Genomic DNA, 19011 nt, shown 5'->3' on the forward strand with positions numbered 1-19011 from the left:
CAGCATCGGCGCGCATTTCCTGCGCTGTAGATCGAGCGCGGTACGGATTAGAGTGACGGGACTCGGGAGCGTCGCTTCCGACGGACCGAAGGGATCCTCGTGCCTCCTGCGCGGCCGCGACTGAGCGATGTCGCCGCCCTCGCCGGGGTGTCGCAGAAGACCGTCTCGAACGTCATCAACGACTACCCGCACGTCACCGAGCGCACGCGGCTCAAGGTGGAGGCGGCCCTGCGGGAGCTGAACTACCGGGTGAACATCCCCGCCCGCAGTCTCGCCAGCGGTCGCACCGGGTTCATCGCCCTCGCGGTGCCGAGCCTCGACAATCCCTACTTCTCGGAGCTCGCCGTGCATGTGATGGCTGCGGCCGCCGCGTACCGGTGGACGGTGCTCATCGAGCAGACGGGAGGGTCGCCCGACGCGGAGACGCTGGTCGTCGACGGCGCGATGCCGTACCTCGTGGACGGCATCGTGTTGCACCTGCGGTCCCTCACCCCGGCCGATCTCCGCAACCGGAGCGACAGCACGCCTCTCGTGCTCATCGGCGAGAAGACACCGCATCACATCGCGGACTACGTGGCCGGCGACAGCGTGCAGGCGGCCTACGACCTGACGACGCATCTGCTGCGTACGGGCAGGACGAGGGTTGCCGTCATCGGAATCGAGCGGGACACGCGTTTCGCCACGAGCACGCTGCGCTTCGAGGGTTACCGTCGGGCGCTCGCCGATGCCGGCATCGACGTGCGCGACGATTACGTGGTTCCGGTGGAGCGGTTCCAGCGGGAGAACGGCGCCATCGCGATGGGATCGCTCCTCGCGCTGCCCGAGCCCCCGGACGCCGTGCTCTGCTTCAACGATCTCCTCGCGCTCGGCGCGCTCAGTCACCTCAACACCGTCGGCGTGGCCGTGCCCCGCGACGTCGCGCTCGCCGGGTTCGATGACATCGACGAGTCCGCCTACAGTTCACCGCCGCTCACCACCATCGCCTGGGATACCAAGGCGATCGCGGAGCGAGCCGTCGCACTGCTCGCTGAGCGGCTGAGCGGGGACTCGGACTCGCCGCCCCGCGAGATCTCGGTGGACTACACGGTGGTGCAACGGCAGAGCACCACGCTGTCGTAGCAGCAGTCGCGTCGACGAGCGTCCCGTCGGCCGGACGCGCTACAGCTTGCGCAGCAGCACGCTGTTCACCGCGTGCTCGGAGTCCTTCCGCAGTACGAGAGTCGCCCGCGAACGGGTGGGGCGGATGTTCTGCACGAGGTTCGGCTCGTTGATGGATGCCCAGATGCGGCGCGCTCGCGCTCGCGCCTCCTCCTCGCTGAGGCTCGAGAAACGGTGGAAGTACGACTTCGGATTCGCGAACGCGCCGCGCTGCAGTGCCAGGAAGCGTTCCTCGTACCAGGTGGCGATGTCGCTCGTGCGGGCGTCCACGTACACCGTGAAGTCGAAGAGGTCGCTGACCGCGAGCCGGTGTCCGGCCGGCGGCTGCAGCACGTTGAGCCCCTCGACGATGAGCACGTCGGGCTGACGCACCACCACCTCGGCGCCCGGCACGATGTCGTAGCTCAGGTGCGAATAGAAGGGCGCACGCACCTCCTCCGCGCCGCTCTTCACCTTGCTCACGAAGCGCAGCAGCGCCCGCCGGTCGTACGACTCGGGGAAGCCCTTGCGCTCCATCAGCCCGCGGCGTTCCAGCTCGGCGTTGGGATAGAGGAAGCCGTCGGTGGTCAGGAGCTCCACGCGCGGAGTGTCATCCCACCGGGCGAGCAGCTCCCGCAGCAACCGGGCCACCGTCGACTTGCCCACCGCGACCGAGCCCGCCACGCCGATGACGAACGGCGTGCTGGCGGCGCGCTCGCCGAGGAACGCGCTCGTGCTGCGGTGGAGTTCCCGCTTGCCGGTGGCGTAGAGGTTCAGCAACCGGCTGAGCGGGAGGTACACCTCCTGCACCTCTCGCATGTCCATCCGGTCACCGAGACCACGCAACTGCACGATCTCCGTCTCACGGAGCGGCAACTGCGTGCTGGGGGCGAGCGCCGCCCAATCGGCGCGATCGATAGCGACGAAGGGAGACGTGTGCCCGTTGGCGGGCTGTGACGGGAGCGGCCCGGTCAAGGACATAGAGACACAGCCTAACGTCGTCGAGTACTGGCGACGCGGTGACATAAAATCGACCCCATGTGTGGAATTGTGGGCTACGTCGGAACTGCCAAGAGTGTCGAGGTGCTCCTCGGGGGCCTCCGCCGCCTCGAATACCGCGGATACGACTCCGCCGGCATCGCGGTACTCGATGGGGACGGCAGCATCCACACCCGCAAGCACGCGGGCAAGCTGGCCGTCCTGCTGAACGACCTCGACCAGCATCCGATCGCGAACGGCTCCACCGGCATCGGGCACACCCGCTGGGCCACGCACGGCGGACCCACCGACGTCAACGCGCACCCGCACCTCGGCGACGACGGCAAGCTGGCGCTCATCCACAACGGCATCATCGAGAACTTCTCCGAACTGAAGGAGGAGCTGCTCGCCGAGGGGTACACGTTCGAGAGCGAGACGGACACCGAGGTGGCCGCCAAGCTGCTCGGCCGTGAATACGGCCGGGCGCACGACCTCGAGCTCGCCTTCCGCACCGTGGTCGCCCGGCTCGAGGGCGCTTTCACGCTGCTCGCCGTGCACCGCGATGAGCCGGACGTCGTGGTCGGCGCCCGCCGCAACTCGCCGCTCGTGATCGGCCTCGGCGACGGCGAGAACTTCCTCGGCTCCGACGTCGCCGCATTCGTCGAGTTCACCCGCCGGGCCGTGGCCATCGGCCAGGACCAGATCGTCGCCATCCGCGCCGACTCCGTCACGGTCACCGACTTCGCGGGTGCGCCGGTGACGACGGAGGAGTTCGACATCGCCTGGGACGCCTCGGCGTCGGAGAAGGGCGGCTGGTCGAGCTTCATGGCGAAGGAGATCACCGAGGGACCGGATGCGGTGGCCAACACCCTGCGCGGTCGCATCGTCGACGGCGAGGTCGTGCTGCCCGACCTCGACCGCATCGGCGACGAGGCACTCCGGGGCATCACCCGCATCGTCATCGTGGCCTGCGGTACCGCCGCGTACTCGGGCATCCTCGGCAAATACGCCATCGAGGCGTGGTCCCGGGTGCCCGTCGAGGTGGAACTCGCCCACGAGTTCCGCTACCGCGACCCGGTACTCGACGACTCCACCCTCGTGATCTCCATCAGCCAGTCCGGCGAGACGATGGACACTCGCATGGCCGTGCAGTACGCCAGCGAGCACGGCGCGCGGGTGCTGTCGATCTGCAACACGCAGGGCGCCACAATCCCCCGGGAGTCCGAGGCCGTCATCTACACCCACGCCGGACCGGAGGTGGCGGTCGCGTCGACCAAAGCGTTCCTCGCCCAGGTCGCGGCGCTCTACCTGTTCGGCCTTCACCTGTCGCGCGTGCGCGGATCCCTCGACGCCGCGGAGATCGAGGCGAACGCCGCCGAACTGCAGGCCGTCCCCGAGAAGCTCGGCAAGGTGCTCGAGTCCTCGGAGTCGATCGCCCAGCTGGCCGGCTGGATGGCCGATACCCGTGCCGTGCTCTTCCTCGGCCGGAACGTGGGGTACCCGGTCGCCCTCGAGGGTGCACTGAAGCTCAAGGAGCTCGCCTACATTCACGCCGAGGGATTCGCGGCGGGCGAGTTGAAGCACGGCCCGATCGCGCTCATCGAGCCCGGCCAGCCCGTTTTCGTGATCGTTCCGAGCCCGATCGGCCAGCCTGAGCTGCACAAGAAGGTCATCTCGAACATCAAGGAGATCGAGGCTCGCGGCGCCCGCGTGCTCGCCGTCGCCGAGGAGGGCGACGCGTTCGTGCCGCCACTCGCCGACTTCGTCATCCCGATCCCGCTCGCCGGACCCTTCTTCGAGCCGCTCCTCGCCGTGGCGCCGTTGCAGATCTTCGCCATGGAGCTCGCCTCCGCCAAGGGTCTCGACGTCGACCAGCCGCGCAACCTCGCCAAGTCCGTCACGGTCGAGTAGGCGCCGTCGGCAGGGCGGGAACAATCGGATGATCGCCGGCATCGGCGTCGACGTGGTCGACCTCGCGCGCTTCGAGCGCTCGGTCGCCCGCACGCCCGCGCTGGTGCCGCGTCTGTTCGCCGAGAGCGAACGCGGGCTGCCGCCCCGGTCGCTCGCCGCACGGTTCGCGGCCAAGGAGGCGCTGATCAAAGCCCTCGGCGGCTCGTCCGGCGTGCGCTGGCACGACATGGAGGTGGTGCGGGACGAGGGCGGGGATCCCTCCTTCCGGCTGCACGGTGGCATGCTCGACCTGATGCGGGCGCGCGGGATCGACTCGGTGCACCTGTCGATGAGTCACGACGGCCCGGTCGCCTGTGCATTCGTCGTGACCGAAAGAACCGGCCGATGAAGCCCGGGGATGCGGTGGCCGACGCAGAACCGGTGGACGCACCCGCGGAACTGCGTCGCGAGGCGCGCATCGATCTCGCCGCGATCGAGCACAACGTCGCCCGGTTGCGGGAGGTCGCCGGCACCCGGTCGCTCATGGCCGTGGTCAAGGCGAACGGGTACGGACACGGGAGCGTGCCGGTAGCGCGCGCGGCCCTCCGCGGGGGAGCGGACTGGCTGGGCGTGGTGGACATCGTCGAGGCGCTCGAGCTGCGCGATGCGGGCATCGACGCCCCGCTCCTGACCTGGATCCATGCGACCGACGCCGACTTCGCATCGGCCGTCGCCGCCCGCATCGACATCGGCGTCAACTCGCTCGACCAGCTCCGGGCCGTAGCGCAGGCGGTGCGCGGCGACTCCCGCGCCGACGTGCACGTGAAGGTCGACACCGGACTCGGCCGGAACGGCGCAGCGGCGGAGAACTGGGGCGAGCTCTTCGCGGTCGCGGCGGACCTCGAGTCCGCCGGTCGCATCCGCGTCCGTGGCATCTTCAGTCACCTGGCCAACGCCGGGGACGACGAGGATGCCGCCCAGATCGCCGCGTTCCAGCGGGCGCTCGCCGCAGCGGCGGACGCGGGGGTGCACCCCGAACTGCGTCACCTCGCCTCGACGGCGGCCGCCCTGCGGGTGCCGGCGAGCCGATTCGACATGGTGCGGGTGGGCATCGGCATCTACGGGTTGTCGCCGTTCGACGACGCCACGTCGGCCGAGCTCGGCCTCGTCCCCGCGCTCACCCTGGTGGGCGGCGTCGTGGCGGTGAAGCGCGTTCCGGCCGGAACGGGCGTCTCCTACGGGTACAGCTACCGCACCCGTCAGGAGACCACCCTGGCGCTCGTGTCCCTCGGGTATGCCGACGGGATCCCGCGCCTCGCGTCCAACCGGGCCCCGGTGAGCATCCGCGGCGGCCGGTACACGGTGTCCGGACGCATCGCGATGGACCAGTTCGTCGTCGACCTCGGCGCCGACGAGTGCGAGGTGGGCGACGACGTCGTGCTGTTCGGCGACCCGGCGACCGGCGTTCCGTCGGCCGACGAGTGGGCCGCCGCCGCCGAGACGATCAACTACGAGGTCGTCACCCGACTCGGCGGCCGCATCGTGCGGAGGTACCCGTCGTGAGCGCCGATCGGAACGAGAGCAGGGGACACGGACTCGCCCCCCTGCGCACCGCGACGGTGGACCTGGACGCCTTCCGCCGGAACGTCCGCACGCTCGCCGAGCTCGTTTCGCCCGCCGAGACCATGATCGCGGTCAAGGCCGACGCCTACGGGCACGGCATGGTGCCCATCGCCCGCGCCGCGCTCGAGGCCGGCGCGAGCTCGCTGGCCGTGCTCGACATCCCCGCCGCCCTCGCCCTCCGCGCCGCGGGAGTCACCGCCCCGCTCTTCGCCTGGCTGCACGGGCCGTCGTCGGACTTCGCCGCGGCCGCGGCCGCCGACGTCGACCTCGGCGTCTCGGCCCTGTGGCAGCTCGAGGCCATCGTCGCCGCGCGGGGCGGGAGCCGCCCGCGCGTGCACCTCAAGGTCGACACCGGACTGAGCCGCAACGGCGCGACAGTCGAGCAGTGGCCGGGCCTCGTGCGACGCGCCCTGCAGGCCCACCGTGCGGGCGAGGTCGTGCTGCACGCCGCGTGGTCGCACCTCGCCGACGCCTCGCCCGAGGACGATGAGGTGGCCCTCGGCCGTTTCCACGCCGCCCTCGAGGTGGCGGCAGGCGAGGGGGCCGACTTCCCGCTCCTGCATCTCGCGGCGAGCTCCGCGGGCATGCGGATGCCGGCGGCCCGCTTCGGGCTCGTGCGCTTCGGCATCGCGGCCTACGGAATCTCGCCGTTCGACGACGCCACCGGCGCCGACCTCGGACTGGTGCCGGTGATGACCGTGCAGGGCGCCGTGTCGTCCGTAAAGCGCGTACCCGCTGGCACGGGGGTGTCGTACGGATTCGCCTACCGCACGGAGGGCGAGACGACCCTCGCGCTCGTTCCCCTCGGCTATGCCGACGGGGTGCCGCGGGTCGCCGGGCCGTCCGCATCCATGTCCATCCACGGGAAGCGTCACCGCATCGCCGGACGGGTCGCCATGGACCAGGTCGTGCTGGACGTGGGCGAAGCCGACGTGCGGGTCGGTGACATCGTCACGATGTTCGGGCCGGGCGAGAAGGGCGAGCCGACGGCGGAGGAGTGGGCGGCCTGGGCGAAGACCATCGGCGACGAGATCGTCGCCCGAGTGGGCCCCCGGGTTCAGCGCACCTACCGCGACGACCGACCGTGACCGCGCGACGGGACTTCGCGCTGACGGTGTCGACGCCGCAGGACATGACGGCGCTCGGCGTGCGGCTCGGTGCGCTGCTGCGGGCGGGCGACCTCGTCGTGCTCACCGGCCGGCTCGGTGCGGGCAAGACCACGCTCACCCGCGGCATCGGTGCCGGGCTTGGAGTACGCGGGCCGGTCACGAGCCCCACGTTCGTGCTGGCGCGCACCCATCCGAGCACGGTCGGTGGTCCGCCCCTGGTCCACGTCGACGCCTACCGGTTGTCCACCGCGGCCGAGCTCGACGATCTCGACATCGACTTCGCCCGCTCCGTGGTGGTGGTGGAGTGGGGCCTCGGTCTCCTCGACGGCATCACCGACTCCTGGCTCGAGCTCGTGCTCGACCGGCCGACCGGCGCCGAGCATGATGCGACGCCCGGTCGCCCGCCCGGCGACGACGAGGCGGATGCCGTCCTCGACGCCGATGTCGATGTCGAGGAACCGATCGAGCCGCGCACCGTATCCGTCACGGCCGTCGGGGACCGCTGGGCCGATCTGGCGGACGGACTGGGCGCGCCCACGACCTAAGCTTGTCGAGTGCTTCTCGCCATCGACACCTCCGCGGGAACGAGCGTCGCCCTCGCGGCGGCGGACCCGGCGTCACCGGGCGGGTACCGGGTTCGCGCCGAGCGCGGCACTCCCGACACCATGCGGCACGCCGAGGTCATCGGCGCGATGATCCGCGACTGCCTCGTTGACGCGGGCATCCCGGCGAGCGAGGTGACCGCGGTCGTGGCGGGCATGGGACCCGGACCGTTCACCGGTCTCCGGGTGGGCATCGCGGCGGCCAGGGCGTTCGCCCTCGGCCGATCGATCCCGGTGCTCCCCGTGGTGAGTCACGACGCCGTCGCGTTCGATGCCTTCCCGGATCCGTCGAGTGCTGCGGCCGGAGCGCCGCCGGAGCGGGTCGTCGTGGTGACCGACGCCCGGCGCCGCGAACTCTACTGGTCGGTGTACCACGCGCCGTCGGCCGACGGCATCCCCATCCGGGTCGACGGGCCCCGGCTCTCCGCACCCGACGGTGTGCCGCACGACCTCCGGCGCATCGATGCGACGGTGATTCCCGCCGGGTCGCTCGGCGTGCTGGCCGGCCGCATGCGGGACCGGGGCGACCGCTTCGCCGCGGGCGACGCGCTGTACCTGCGCTCGCCTGACGTCACCCCGTCGCGCGGACAGAAGAGGGTCACCTCGTGAGCTGGGTCTTCCGGCGCGCGACGCCGCAGGATCTCGACGGCATCATGGTGATCGAATCCGAGGTCTTCGTCTCGGACGCCTGGTCGGCCAACGCGATGGGAGCGGAGCTCGCGAGCCCGCACGCGTACTACCTCGTCGTGGTCGACTCCGAGCGGCCCGACGACGTGGTCGCCTACGCCGGACTGCTCGCCCCGGAGGGCGCGGGCGAGGCGGACGTGCAGACCATCGCCGTGGCGCCCTCCGCCCGACGCCGCGGCCTCGGTCGCGCCCTGATGCTCAGCCTGGTGACGGAAGCGCGCAAGCGCGGCGCCCGCGAGGTGTTCCTCGAGGTGCGCGCGGACAACCCGAACGCCGAGACCCTCTACCGTGCCCTCGGTTTCGAGCACATCGCCACCCGCCCGCACTACTACCAGCCCGACGACGTGGACGCCCTCGTGATGCGGCTCGCCGTTCCGGACCGGGTCACCGAGTGGGCGACGGCACTCCCGACGGGGGCCGAGGGAGAGGCGGCGCCCGAGCCGCTCGAGACGTCGGAAGCAGTCGCGACGCGGGAGCCGCTCGTGCTCGGCATCGAGACGTCGTGCGACGAGACCGGCGTCGGCATCGTGCGCGGCACGACGCTGCTCGCCAACACGATCTCCTCCTCCATGGACGAGCACGCCCGCTTCGGTGGCGTCGTGCCGGAGATCGCCGCCCGGGCGCACCTCGAAGCGCTCGAGCCCACACTCCATGCCGCTCTCGACGAGGCGGGGGTGACGCTCGGCGACATCGACGCGATCGCCGTCACGAGCGGGCCCGGCCTGGCCGGAGCGCTCATGGTGGGCGTCGGAGCGGCCAAGGCGCTCGCCGTGGCGCTCGACCGGCCGCTCTACGCCGTCAACCACCTCGTCGGACACGTGGGCGCTGACCTGCTCCGCGCCGACGGCACGCCCGGCGACGACCTCGCCCTGCCCACCATCGCCCTCCTCGTCTCGGGTGGTCACACCTCCCTGTTGCTCGTGCGCGACCTCGTCTCCGACGTCGAACTGCTGGGGGAGACGATCGATGACGCGGCGGGCGAGGCGTTCGACAAGGTCGCCCGCGTGCTCGGCCTGCCGTACCCGGGCGGTCCGGAGATCGACCGTGCCGCTGCGGACGGCGACCCGCGCGCCATCCGGTTCCCCCGCGGGCTGACGCTGCCGAAGGATCTCGCGCGCCACCGCTACGACTTCTCCTTCTCCGGCCTGAAAACGGCGGTCGCACGGTGGGTCGAGGCGCGAGCCGACGCGGGCGAGCCGGTGCCCACGGCGGATGTCGCGGCGAGCTTTCGCGAGGCGGTGGTCGACGTGCTCATCGGCAAGGCGGTCGCCGCGTGCGTCGACCACGGCATCCCCCGGCTCCTGCTCGGCGGCGGCGTGATCGCCAACGCGCGCCTCCGCGCGGTGGCGGAGGAGCGGTGCGCGGCCGCGGGCATCGCCCTGCGCATTCCCGCGCTCTCGCTCTGCACCGACAACGGTGCGATGATCGCCGCCGTGGCCGCGCAGCTCATCCGCGGGGGGCACGCACCCTCCGGTCTCGATTTCGGCGCGGACTCCACACTGCCGGTGACGGAGATCTCACCCCGCTGATGCCGTGACAGGGTCGCCACGGCAGGGGCGCCGCCCGGACGCGTCGGCGGTTTGACACCCGTTCCGAGCGGGTGGGACGATTGCCTGAATCGCGCTCCACACCCGCGTCATAAGGAGCAGCCATGACCTATCCGGCAGACCAGTACCCGGCCCCGCGCGGCGAACTGCCCTACGCAGGCTACCCGCCCGTCCGGCCCACGAACGTGCTGGCGATCATCGCGCTGGTGGTGGCCTTCTTCCTGCCGCCGGCGGCCATCGTGTGCGGACATCTGGCACTCGGGCAGATCCGACGCACCGGTGAAGCGGGCAACGGGCTCGCCATGGCCGGTCTCGTGCTCGGCTACGTGTTCACCGGGGTCATCCTGCTCCTCCTCGTGGCGGCGATCGCCGTGCCGCTCTTCCTGTTCAGCCTCCTCGGCGCTACGACGGGCAGCTACTGACGGTGGGATGGTCCGCCGCTCCGACGGGGAGCGCCTCGCCCCGCGGGCACGCCTGTACTGTTTCTCCGACGAAAGGATTTCCATGAGCGACCCCCGCAGCCCCTCGGACCCCGATCAGCCCGGTGTTCCGCCCGCACCGCCGGCGCCGTCGGCGTCCTCCTACCCGTCCTCGGGCTACGGTGCACCGGGCGGCGCATCGCCCTACGGCGCGCCGGCCGGCGCGTCGCCGTACGGATCGCCCTACGGTGCCGCTCAGGGCGCCCCGTCGGGAGACAAGAAGACGCTGAGCCTCATCTCGATGATCACCGGCATCGTCGGCGTCGTGGCCTTCGGCTGGTTCCTCCCCGCCTCCATCGCCGCCGTCATCCTCGGGTTCATGGGGAAGAAGCGGGAGCCCGGCGCGAAGGGGTTCTGGCTCACCGGCATCATCACGGGCTTCGTCGGCATCGCCCTGACCATCCTCGTGGTGGGCGTCGTCATCCTGGCGATCGTGGCCGCGGCGAGCGTCGACACGGGCATGAACCAGTTCACCTACTAGCGTCATGCATCAGCGATCGTGCTGACGCGGCGGGGATGGTCACCTTCGGGTGCCATCCCCGTTCTCGTTGTCGCGGCGGGTGCAGCTAGTCGACGCGCTCGGCCAGCAGCGCGGTGTGCCGTCCGGCCACCCGCGTCACGATGAGCGTCGCCGACCCGTCGCCGCGCAACGAGAGGCGCTTCCGCAGCACGGCGGGGTCGAGGTCGATCCCGCGCTTCTTGATCTCCAGCGATCCGATCCGGCGATCGCGCAGCAGTCGTTTCACCCGCGACTCGTCGAACGGCAGCGTGTCGGTGACACGGAAACCCCGGGCGAACGGGGTGGGGCGCGGGGAATCCGTAGTGAGCCACGCGATCGACTCGCTCACCATGCCGGCGTCGAGCGAACGGGCCAGGTCGCCGATGAGCCGAGCACGGATGACCGCACCGTCCGGCTCGTACACGTACTCCCCGATCGATCGCACCTCGGCGTCGGGGGCGTCGGACGCCCCGACGAGCTCCGCCGCCCGGGTGCCGCTGAGCACGAGAGCGGCGCGACGGATGCCGGGGCGCGACACCGCGCCGAACCACAGACCCATCTCCACAAGCGCGCCGTCCACCGAGATCCACTGCGCCTCGGCGTCATTCGGGATGAGGTCGCGATCGAGCCCCGGACCGAGCTTGATGCCCGTGGGCAGCGAACGCGCCGTGTCCAGCGCGAAGTCGAGCGGCGGACTGTAGGCGTCCGGGTCGATGCGACGGGTGTCGCGGTGCCCGGTCGTGCGCCGGGCGGGGTCGAGGAAGACCGCCTCGACGCGTGCGGTGTCGACGTCCTGGGCTCGCGCGTGCTCGACCGCCGCCGCCGGAAACGGCGCGAGGTTGTAGCTGGCGAGGATGGCGGTGACGTCGTCGGCATCGACCGCGAGCACCTCGAGGTCGAGTGCGGACATCGCCATGGCGTCGCCCCCGATCCCGCAGCCGAGGTCCGCCACCCGGGCGACCCCCGCGTCGCGGAAGCGCCGCGCGTGCAACGCCGCCACCGGCAGTCGTGTCGCCTGCTCGAGCCCGGCGTCGGTGAAGAGCATGCGGCTCGCGAAGTCGCCGAACTTGCCCGTGGCCTTCGCCCGCAGACGCGCCTGCGTGAGGACGGCGGATACGAGGGTGGGGGAGGAGCCCGCCGCACGCAGCCGGGCCACCGTGCTCACCACGTCCCGCTCGGCGTAGGCCGGCACCGAGTCGAGCAGGCGCAGCCCCTCGGGGGACAGCAGCTCGACGAGCTCCGACTTGTCCATCCGCCCACCGTAGCAACGGGCTCCGATTGGCACTCGCGTTGCACGAGTGCAAGCTCACCCCTAAACTCGGGTTAGCACTCTCCACACGAGGGTGCTAACCGAGATTTCCGTTCTAAGAAAGAAGAGGTCAAACGTGTCGGTCTCCATCAAGCCGCTCGAGGATCGCATCGTCATCAAGCAGGTCGAGGCAGAGCAGACGACTGCATCCGGGCTGGTCATCCCTGACACCGCCAAGGAGAAGCCCCAGGAGGGCGAGGTCGTCGCCGTCGGACCGGGTCGCATCGACGACAACGGCAACCGCGTCCCGCTCGACATCTCCGTCGGTGACAAGGTCATCTACTCGAAGTACGGCGGAACCGAGGTGAAGTACGGCGGCGACGACCTGCTCGTCCTGTCGGCTCGCGACGTGCTCGCGGTCGTGGTCCGCTAACGACGAAACGCTTTTTCGAGGAGCCCGGCCGGTCGGCCGGGCTCCTCGTGCGTTATGGGGCGGCCGTACCCCGGGTTTGGCCGTCGTGGTGACGCCATCGGCAGTTTTCCGACGACGCTCGCGACTAGTCTCATCGAGTGACCCCGCCCCCCTCCCGCTCCGGCCTCGTCTACGCGATCCTGGCCTACGGGCTCTGGGGCATTCTCCCCGCGTACTTCCTGCTGATGGCGCCCGCCGGCGCCATCGAGATCGTGGGCTGGCGCATCCTCTTCTCCCTCGTCTTCTGCGCCGTGCTGATCACCGCGACGCGGGCGTGGCCGGCCTTCCTCGCGGTGCTTCGACGGCCGAAGCTCGTGCTGGTGATGGGGCTCGCCGGCCACCTGATCCTCGTCAACTGGACCATCTACGTCTACGGCACGCTCAACGGACACGTGCTGGAGACCGCGCTCGGCTACTTCATCAACCCGATCGTGACGGTGCTGCTCGGCGTGTTCCTGCTGCACGAGCGTCTCCGCCCCCTGCAGTGGACCGCGGTGGGACTGAGCGCCCTCGCCGTCGTGGTGCTGACGGTCAACTACGGTGCGCTGCCGTGGATCTCGCTGGTGCTCGCCGGAAGCTTCGGACTGTACGGGCTGCTGAAGAAGCGCATCGGCGGCACAGTGGATGCCCTCACCGGGCTCACCCTCGAGACGGCCTGGCTCACCCCCGCCGCGGTGGGCATGGTCGTCTTCGTGTCGGCGACTTCCGGCATCACCCTCGGCACCGAGTCGCCGCTGCACACCATCGCCATCCTCAGCGCTGGCGTCATCACCGCCGTCCCCCTGCTCTTCTTCGCGGCGGCCGCGCGCCGGCTGCCGCTCACCTATATCGGCCTCACCCAGTACCTCGCGCCGGTGCTGCAGTTCCTCTTCGGCGTCTTCGTGATGCACGAGGACATGCCGGCCGCCAGGTGGGTGGGCTTCTCCATCGTGTGGGTCGCCCTGATCGTGCTCACCATCGACATGTTCGCGTCGGGGCGGCCCGGGCGGAGGACCGTCGCGGTACCCGCGTGACCCGGGGCCGTGCGCGACCGGGCCTTTCCACCGTGTAACGATTGCGTCGCTTTACATGCCCGTAATCGTGTCGAATTGTGCGGGGGTGTCCACCCCTATACCGTGAACGAACATGTGCGGGTCTCCCCGCGCCTGAATCATGCACATCACACCGTATAAGGAGCACCATGAGCGCATACCTGAGGGGCGCCACCGCCTCCCGCTCGAGCGCCTTCTCGGCGGGAACCAAGGTACTGGCGGCTTCGGCCGGCATCCTTCTGCTGGCATCCTGTGCCGGCAGCCCTTCCGAAGAGGAAACCGACAGCGGAACCGGAACCGGAACCCCGACGACGACCAGTTCCGACCGCGAAGCCGACGGCGTTCTGACGGTAGGAACGATCCTGCCGCAGACGGGTAACCTGTCCTTCCTCGGCCCGCCCGAGTTCGCCGGTGTCGACCTCGCGGCGCAGGAGATCAGCGAGTCCGACTTCGAGTTCGACGTCGAGGTTCTCCACCGCGACTCGGGTGACGGTGACACCGACATCGCCACGCAGTCCGCCGGCGAGCTCATCGACCTCGCGGCCGACATCGTCATCGGAGCGGCTTCCTCGGGTGTGTCCTTCACGTTCATCGACCAGCTCGTGTCGGCCGGCGTGATCCAGATCTCCCCGGCCAACACGTCGCCCGACTTCACCACCTACGAGGACGACGGCTGGTACTGGCGCACCGCCCCCAGCGACGTGCTGCAGGGACGGGTGCTCGGAAACCTCATGGTCGGTGACGGCGCCGAGAACGTGGGCATCATCTACATCAACGACCCCTACGGCATCGGCCTGACGGAGAACGCCACCACCGCGATCGAGAGCGCCGGTGGCACCGTCACCGCAGCGGTCCCGTACAACACCGGTGACACGCAGTTCGCCTCCATCGTCGACGAGGTGCTCGCGAGCGGACCCGACGCGATCGCGGTCATCGCGTTCGCCGAGACGTCGTCGATCATCCCCGAGCTCGTCAACACCCAGGGCTTCGCGGGCAGCGGCGTGTACCTGGTCGACGGGAACCTGTCGAACACGTACGAGTTCGCACCGGGCACCCTCGAGGGCGCGAAGGGCACCCTCCCGGGCAACTTCGCGAGCGAGGACTTCCGCGCGCGTCTGCTCGAGGTCGACCCCGCACTCACCGACTTCAGCTACTCCGCCGAGTCGTACGACGCGGTCATCCTGTCGGCGCTCGCCGCGGCACAGGGCGGCAGCGACGACCCCACCACCATCCGGGACAACCTGCAGTCCGTCTCGGCGGAGGGAACGAAGTGCGAGACGTTCGCCGACTGCCTCGCTCTCATCAACGACGGTGAGGACATCGACTACGACGGACCCTCCGGTCCGATCACGTTCGACGAGAACGGCGACCCGACCGAGGCGTACATCGGCATCTACCAGTACGGTGCGGACAACCAGTACGCACCGCTGAACGCCGAATTCGGCAGCCTCGCCGAGTAGCTCGGACAGCACCCGCACGACGGAAAGGGCCCCGACCGAATGGTCGGGGCCCTTTCCCGTGCTCCGCGCCCGGAACGCCGCGCACCTGAGCGCCGCGGCGCGCGGCGGAGCGCCGGTCAGCCCTCGCGGGCCCTGCGGTCGGCGTCCACGTCCTCGGCCAGCGTGCCGAGGTACAGCTCCGTCACCTTGGGGTCCTTCAGCAACTCGCGGCCGGTGCCCGTGTAGGCGTCGCGGCCCTGGTCGAGCACGTAGGCGCGGTCGCAGATCTGCAGGCACCGCCTCGCGTTCTGCTCCACCATGATCACCGACACGCCCGCCCGGTTGATCTGGTGCACCCGCAGGAACGTCTCGTCCTGGCGCACCGGCGAGAGCCCGGCGGACGGCTCGTCGAGCAGCAGCACCGACGGGTCCATCATGAGGGCGCGCCCCATGGCGACCATCTGCCGTTCACCGCCCGACAGCGACCCGGCGCGCTGCTTGCGGCGGCTGCCGAGCTCGGGGAAGAGCGTGGTCACGAACTCGAACCGTTCGTCGAAGGCCTTCGGGCGCTGGAACATCCCCATCTCGAGGTTCTCCTCGATGGAGAGCGTGGGGAACACGTTGTTGTTCTGCGGCACCATCCCCACCCCCTTGGACACCAGCTTGTCGGCCTTGAGACCGGTGATGTCCTCGCCCTTCAGGTGGATGGCTCCCCCGCGCACGTTCACCTGGCCGAACACGGCCTTGAGGAACGTCGACTTGCCGGCACCGTTCGGACCGATGATGCCGATGAGCTCACCCGGGTAGGCCGTGATGTTGCAGCCGTTCAGGATGTTGACGCCGGGGATGTAGCCGGCCACGAGATCGGTGCTGTAGAGCACCGGATCGGCGGTGCCGGCGGAGCCCACGGGTGACGCGGGCGACGACGCGATGGGGTGCGACATCAGACGGTGCCCTCCTTCTTGGCCGCGACCTTCGCGGCGGCCTCCTTCGCCTCGACGACCGGGTTGGCCCCGGTCATCTCGCCGAGGTCGGTGTCGTGGTGGGCGCCCAGATAGGCGTCGATCACGGCCTGGTCGCGCATGACGGTGTCGGGTGGCCCTTCGGCCACGACCTTGCCCTCGGCCATGACGATGACCCAGTCGGAGATGTGCCGCACCATGTGCATGTCGTGCTCAACGAACAGCACCGACATGCCCTCCTCCTTGAGCTGTTTGATGTGGCCGAGGAGCGACTGCGTGAGCGCGGGATTCACGCCCGCCATCGGCTCGTCGAGCATCACCAGCACGGGATCGCTCATCAGCGCCCGAGCCATCTCCAGCAGCTTCCGCTGGCCTCCGGAGAGGGATGCGGCGTAGTCGTCGCTCTTGGCGTCGAGCGAGAAGCGCGCGAGCAGCTCTTCCGCCTTGGCGGTGATCTCCTCCTCGCGCTTCCGCCAGAGCGGCTTCACGAGCGCGGTGAACATGTTCTCGCCGGGCTGCTTGGTCGCCCCGAGCAGCATGTTCTGCAGCACGCTCAACCGGCCGAGCGACTTGGTGAGCTGGAAGGTGCGCACCATGCCCTTCCGCGCCACCCGGAAGGCGGGCACGCGGGCGAGGCTGTGGCCCTCGAAGCTCCAGTCGCCGGTGTTCGGCTTGTCGAAGCCGGTGAGCAGGTTGAAGAACGTGGTCTTGCCGGCGCCGTTGGGGCCGATCAGCGCGGTGATGGCGCCGCGGGGGATCTCGACGTGCGCGACGTCCACCGCGGTGAGCCCGCCGAAGGTGCGCGTGACGTTGTCGGCGACGACGATCGGGTCGACCTTCTTGCAGCCGGGTCCCACCTCGCCTACGACGAGGGGATGGGTGACGATCGTGTCAGACATTGAACGACAGCTCCTTCTTGTTCCCGAAGATGCCCTGTGGTCGGAAGATCACGAGGAGCATCAGGACGGCGCCGATGATCATGAACCGTATCTGGCCGGCCTGGGTACCGCTGATGAAGGTGATGATGTCTGCGCTGATCAGTCCCCGCAGGATGCTGTCGCTGAGCGTCAGCAGTGTGGCGAAGATCATGGCGCCGATGATGGGGCCGAACACCGTCGCGGCTCCGCCGAGCAGCAGCATCGTCCAGATGAAGAAGGTCAGCGTCGTGCCGTAGTTGGTCGGCTGCACCGCGCGGGGCAGCACGTAGATCACGCCGGCCAGCGATCCGAGCACGCCACCGAGGATCAGGGCCTGCATCTTGTACGCGTAGATGTTCTTGCCGAGGCTGCGCACGGCATCCTCGTCCTCCCGGATGCCCTTGACGACGCGGCCCCACGGGCTGCGCATCAGCAGGAACACCAGGATGCTCGCGAGGATGACGAGGGACCAACCGAAGACGCGGATCCACAACTGGTTCTCGGTGTAGGTCCACGGGCCGAAGCCGTACACGCCGTCGGGGAAGGGGTTGATCGCGGTGAAGCCGCTGTTGAAGCCGGACAGGCCTGTCGCCCCACCGGTCACGGCGGTGAGCCCCGTGGTCGACACCACGTAGCGCACGATCTCGGCGCTGGCGATGGTGACGATGGCCAGGTAGTCGGCGCGCAATCGGAGTGTCGGCACACCGAGGAGGAACGCGAAGAGCACGCTCGCGAGGATCGCCGACAGGAACGCCAGCCACAGCGGTGCGTCGAACGACAGGATCGGCACCACGAAGGCGTATGCGCCGATGGCCATGAATCCGGCCTGGCCGAAGTTGAGCAGCCCGGCATACCCGAAGTGCACGCTGATGCCGATCGCGGCGAGGGCGTAGGCGGCCGTCACCGGGCTGAGCAGTTCGCCGGCGGCGTTGGTGAAGATTTGTCCCCAGTCCATGATGGCCTCCTAGCCGACCCGTTCCTTGCGGCCCAGGACTCCCTGGGGTCTGATGAGGAGCACGAGAATGAGAATGAGAAGAGCGATGGCGTAGCGCAGGTCGTTCGGGATCCACACGGTGGAGACCTCGGTGACGATGCCGATGACCAGCGAGCCGACGAGAGCGCCGAACGCGCTGCCGAGACCGCCGAGGGTCACCGCCGCGAAGAGCAGCAGCAGGATCTGGAAGCCCATGTTCCAGTTCACCTGACGGAAGATGCCGTAGAGGATGCCGCTGAGCCCGGTCAGCGTGGCGGCCATGATCCACACGATCCGGATGATGCGGTCCACGTTGATCCCGGAGGCCGCCGCGAGCCCGGCGTTGTCGCTCACCGCCCGCGTGGCCTTGCCGATACGGGTGCGGGTGAGGAAGAGCCCCACCAGCACGAGCATGACGATGCTGATGCCCATGCTCACGAGCGACGCCACGGTGATCGTCACCGGTCCCGCGGTGATGGTGCTCGTGAGGCCGGTGTCGAGCGTCTCGATGTTGCCGCCGAGGAAGAACAGGAAGATGTAACGCACGAGGATCGACAGGCCGATCGTCACGATCATGGCCTGCACCAGTCCCACCCCCCTCCGCCTCAGGGGTTTGTGCAGGAACGCGTCCTGCGCGTAGCCGGTGAAGGCGCTGAGCACCAGCGTGATGAGGATCGCCAGAGGGAGAGCCACATTCATCACCGTGCCGAAGAAGAAGAAGATCACGGCACCGAAGGTGACCATCTCGCCGTGGGCGAAGTTATTGAGCTTCGTCGTTCCGTAGATCAGCGAGATGCCGATGGCGCCGAGGGCGAGCAGCAAGCCGAAGTTGAGGCCGTACACGGCACGGGTGAGGATCGTGTCCCAGATGCTCGTGTTCGACACGGTGCCCTCGCCCGTGGGGAACAGCACGTTCACGGTGTTGGTCGTGCCGAGCACGACGTCGCGGGTGATGTTCTCGGGGTCGCGCGGAGCGACGCCCTCGGGGAGGGTCTCGGGCACGAGCGTCGCCGTGTACTCGCCGGCGGAGGGCGGCGACACCGACCAGCGACCGTCGGCGCCGGTGACTCCGGTCTCCTCGAAGCCCGACCCCTCGACCAGCACCTCGACGCCCTCGAGCGGGGTGTCGCCGTCGCGGATGATGCCGCCGATGGTGAAGGTGTTGGTGAAGTCACCCGTGGGGGTGGGTGTGGGCTCCGGCGTCGTGGCAGCCGACGCGGGCCCCGACCCGATTGTCAGAACGACGAGGATGGCGGCGACCACCGTGGCGAGAACCGTTCCGAGAACGGATAACACGGGGGGCACACGTCTGAGTAGAACTGGCACTGAACCTCCAGGAGCAAGCCACCGAGATCACGGGTTCTCTCGGGTCGGGCTGGCTGTCGTCGTTGACGATACTTGTGATTTGTGTCCCTCG

General features: G+C 69.6%; 19 protein-coding genes. 13 read left to right on the forward strand and 6 right to left on the reverse strand.

Going from position 1 to position 19011, the window contains the following annotated elements; all coding sequences use genetic code 11:
* Positions 1 to 99: 99 nt before the first annotated feature.
* A complete protein-coding gene (locus EY822_RS08660) occupies positions 100 to 1119 on the forward strand; it encodes a LacI family DNA-binding transcriptional regulator (RefSeq protein ID WP_150307902.1) in 1020 nt (339 codons plus the stop codon).
* A 39-nt stretch (positions 1120 to 1158) separates the two neighbouring features.
* On the opposite strand, the gene coaA is transcribed toward EY822_RS08660, so the two are convergent.
* On the reverse strand, positions 1159 to 2118 hold the full coding sequence (gene coaA / locus EY822_RS08665) for a type I pantothenate kinase (RefSeq protein WP_150307903.1): 960 nt from the start codon (positions 2116 to 2118) through the stop codon (positions 1159 to 1161).
* A gap of 57 nt (positions 2119 to 2175) precedes the next feature.
* Here coaA and glmS point away from each other — a divergent pair, with 57 nt between their 5' ends.
* The 9 genes from glmS to EY822_RS08710 all read left to right on the forward strand — a co-directional run bounded on the left by glmS (position 2176) and on the right by EY822_RS08710 (position 10533).
* On the forward strand, positions 2176 to 4026 hold the full coding sequence (gene glmS / locus EY822_RS08670; protein ID WP_150307904.1) for a glutamine--fructose-6-phosphate transaminase (isomerizing): 1851 nt from the start codon (positions 2176 to 2178) through the stop codon (positions 4024 to 4026).
* 28 nt (positions 4027 to 4054) lie between these two features.
* On the forward strand, positions 4055 to 4414 hold the full coding sequence (locus tag EY822_RS08675) for a holo-ACP synthase (protein ID WP_150307905.1): 360 nt from the start codon (positions 4055 to 4057) through the stop codon (positions 4412 to 4414).
* Complete coding sequence (gene alr / locus EY822_RS08680; protein ID WP_227497149.1) at positions 4411 to 5568, forward strand: alanine racemase; 1158 nt, start codon at positions 4411 to 4413, stop codon at positions 5566 to 5568. Before EY822_RS08675 ends, alr (EY822_RS08680) begins: the two co-directional genes overlap by 4 nt.
* Positions 5565 to 6716 carry an alanine racemase gene (alr, locus tag EY822_RS08685; protein ID WP_150307906.1) on the forward strand — a complete coding sequence of 384 codons (1152 nt, stop codon included), beginning with the start codon at positions 5565 to 5567 and terminating at the stop codon, positions 6714 to 6716. Before alr (EY822_RS08680) ends, alr (EY822_RS08685) begins: the two co-directional genes overlap by 4 nt.
* A gap of 44 nt (positions 6717 to 6760) precedes the next feature.
* Positions 6761 to 7282, forward strand: a complete 522-nt coding sequence (tsaE, locus tag EY822_RS08690; protein ID WP_150308845.1) for a tRNA (adenosine(37)-N6)-threonylcarbamoyltransferase complex ATPase subunit type 1 TsaE — start codon at positions 6761 to 6763, stop codon at positions 7280 to 7282.
* Positions 7283 to 7291: 9 nt separating this feature from the next.
* The gene (gene tsaB, locus EY822_RS08695; protein ID WP_150307907.1) at positions 7292 to 7948 is read left to right on the forward strand and encodes a tRNA (adenosine(37)-N6)-threonylcarbamoyltransferase complex dimerization subunit type 1 TsaB; all 657 of its coding nucleotides are present in this window, start codon (positions 7292 to 7294) and stop codon (positions 7946 to 7948) included.
* Positions 7945 to 9555: a tRNA (adenosine(37)-N6)-threonylcarbamoyltransferase complex transferase subunit TsaD gene (tsaD, locus tag EY822_RS08700; RefSeq protein ID WP_150307908.1), complete on the forward strand. Its 1611-nt coding sequence runs from the start codon at positions 7945 to 7947 to the stop codon at positions 9553 to 9555. Before tsaB ends, tsaD begins: the two co-directional genes overlap by 4 nt.
* Before the next feature lie 122 nt (positions 9556 to 9677).
* Positions 9678 to 9995 carry a DUF4190 domain-containing protein gene (locus EY822_RS08705; RefSeq protein WP_150307909.1) on the forward strand — a complete coding sequence of 106 codons (318 nt, stop codon included), beginning with the start codon at positions 9678 to 9680 and terminating at the stop codon, positions 9993 to 9995.
* Between the two features lie 82 nt (positions 9996 to 10077).
* Complete coding sequence (locus EY822_RS08710; protein WP_150307910.1) at positions 10078 to 10533, forward strand: DUF4190 domain-containing protein; 456 nt, start codon at positions 10078 to 10080, stop codon at positions 10531 to 10533.
* An 85-nt stretch (positions 10534 to 10618) separates the two neighbouring features.
* On the opposite strand, the gene EY822_RS08715 is transcribed toward EY822_RS08710, so the two are convergent.
* Entirely contained in the window at positions 10619 to 11803 is a 1185-nt protein-coding gene (locus EY822_RS08715; protein WP_150307911.1) for a class I SAM-dependent methyltransferase, read from the reverse strand.
* A 133-nt stretch (positions 11804 to 11936) separates the two neighbouring features.
* Here EY822_RS08715 and groES point away from each other — a divergent pair, with 133 nt between their 5' ends.
* The 3 genes from groES (at position 11937) to EY822_RS08730 (ending at position 14763) form a co-directional block, all read left to right on the forward strand.
* On the forward strand, positions 11937 to 12233 hold the full coding sequence (gene groES, locus EY822_RS08720) for a co-chaperone GroES (protein WP_150307912.1): 297 nt from the start codon (positions 11937 to 11939) through the stop codon (positions 12231 to 12233).
* 137 nt (positions 12234 to 12370) lie between these two features.
* Complete coding sequence (gene rarD / locus EY822_RS08725) at positions 12371 to 13285, forward strand: EamA family transporter RarD (protein ID WP_150307913.1); 915 nt, start codon at positions 12371 to 12373, stop codon at positions 13283 to 13285.
* Positions 13286 to 13452: 167 nt separating this feature from the next.
* Positions 13453 to 14763: an ABC transporter substrate-binding protein gene (locus tag EY822_RS08730; protein WP_150307914.1), complete on the forward strand. Its 1311-nt coding sequence runs from the start codon at positions 13453 to 13455 to the stop codon at positions 14761 to 14763.
* A gap of 116 nt (positions 14764 to 14879) precedes the next feature.
* Here the strand turns inward: EY822_RS08730 and EY822_RS08735 are convergent, their stop codons facing one another.
* Genes EY822_RS08735 through EY822_RS08750 form a run of 4 tightly spaced genes read right to left on the reverse strand, consistent with a single transcriptional unit; the run spans position 14880 to position 18890 of the window.
* Complete coding sequence (locus EY822_RS08735; protein ID WP_150307915.1) at positions 14880 to 15686, reverse strand: ABC transporter ATP-binding protein; 807 nt, start codon at positions 15684 to 15686, stop codon at positions 14880 to 14882.
* Complete coding sequence (locus tag EY822_RS08740) at positions 15686 to 16603, reverse strand: ABC transporter ATP-binding protein (protein WP_150307916.1); 918 nt, start codon at positions 16601 to 16603, stop codon at positions 15686 to 15688. The genes EY822_RS08735 and EY822_RS08740 overlap by 1 nt, the downstream gene beginning before the upstream one ends.
* Positions 16596 to 17576 carry a branched-chain amino acid ABC transporter permease gene (locus EY822_RS08745; RefSeq protein WP_150307917.1) on the reverse strand — a complete coding sequence of 327 codons (981 nt, stop codon included), beginning with the start codon at positions 17574 to 17576 and terminating at the stop codon, positions 16596 to 16598. Before EY822_RS08745 ends, EY822_RS08740 begins: the two co-directional genes overlap by 8 nt.
* Before the next feature lie 9 nt (positions 17577 to 17585).
* The gene (locus tag EY822_RS08750) at positions 17586 to 18890 is read right to left on the reverse strand and encodes an ABC transporter permease subunit (RefSeq protein WP_150307918.1); all 1305 of its coding nucleotides are present in this window, start codon (positions 18888 to 18890) and stop codon (positions 17586 to 17588) included.
* Positions 18891 to 19011: the final 121 nt, after the last annotated feature.

This window comes from Planctomonas psychrotolerans, from assembly GCF_008642235.1.
GTDB classification, from domain to species: domain Bacteria; phylum Actinomycetota; class Actinomycetes; order Actinomycetales; family Microbacteriaceae; genus Planctomonas; species Planctomonas psychrotolerans.

Excerpts from the sequence above, each read along its gene's own strand:
- coaA (WP_150307903.1), bottom strand. The coding sequence starts at position 2,118 with ATGTCCTTGACCGGGCCGCTCCCGTCACAGCCCGCCAACGGGCACACG.
- glmS (WP_150307904.1), top strand. The coding sequence starts at position 2,176 with ATGTGTGGAATTGTGGGCTACGTCGGAACTGCCAAGAGTGTCGAGGTG.
- EY822_RS08675 (WP_150307905.1), top strand. The coding sequence starts at position 4,055 with ATGATCGCCGGCATCGGCGTCGACGTGGTCGACCTCGCGCGCTTCGAG.
- alr (WP_227497149.1), top strand. The coding sequence starts at position 4,411 with ATGAAGCCCGGGGATGCGGTGGCCGACGCAGAACCGGTGGACGCACCC.
- tsaE (WP_150308845.1), top strand. The coding sequence starts at position 6,761 with ATGACGGCGCTCGGCGTGCGGCTCGGTGCGCTGCTGCGGGCGGGCGAC.
- EY822_RS08705 (WP_150307909.1), top strand. The coding sequence starts at position 9,678 with ATGACCTATCCGGCAGACCAGTACCCGGCCCCGCGCGGCGAACTGCCC.
- EY822_RS08710 (WP_150307910.1), top strand. The coding sequence starts at position 10,078 with ATGAGCGACCCCCGCAGCCCCTCGGACCCCGATCAGCCCGGTGTTCCG.
- EY822_RS08715 (WP_150307911.1), bottom strand. The coding sequence starts at position 11,803 with ATGGACAAGTCGGAGCTCGTCGAGCTGCTGTCCCCCGAGGGGCTGCGC.
- EY822_RS08730 (WP_150307914.1), top strand. The coding sequence starts at position 13,453 with ATGAGCGCATACCTGAGGGGCGCCACCGCCTCCCGCTCGAGCGCCTTC.
- EY822_RS08735 (WP_150307915.1), bottom strand. The coding sequence starts at position 15,686 with ATGTCGCACCCCATCGCGTCGTCGCCCGCGTCACCCGTGGGCTCCGCC.
- EY822_RS08740 (WP_150307916.1), bottom strand. The coding sequence starts at position 16,603 with ATGTCTGACACGATCGTCACCCATCCCCTCGTCGTAGGCGAGGTGGGA.
- EY822_RS08745 (WP_150307917.1), bottom strand. The coding sequence starts at position 17,576 with ATGGACTGGGGACAAATCTTCACCAACGCCGCCGGCGAACTGCTCAGC.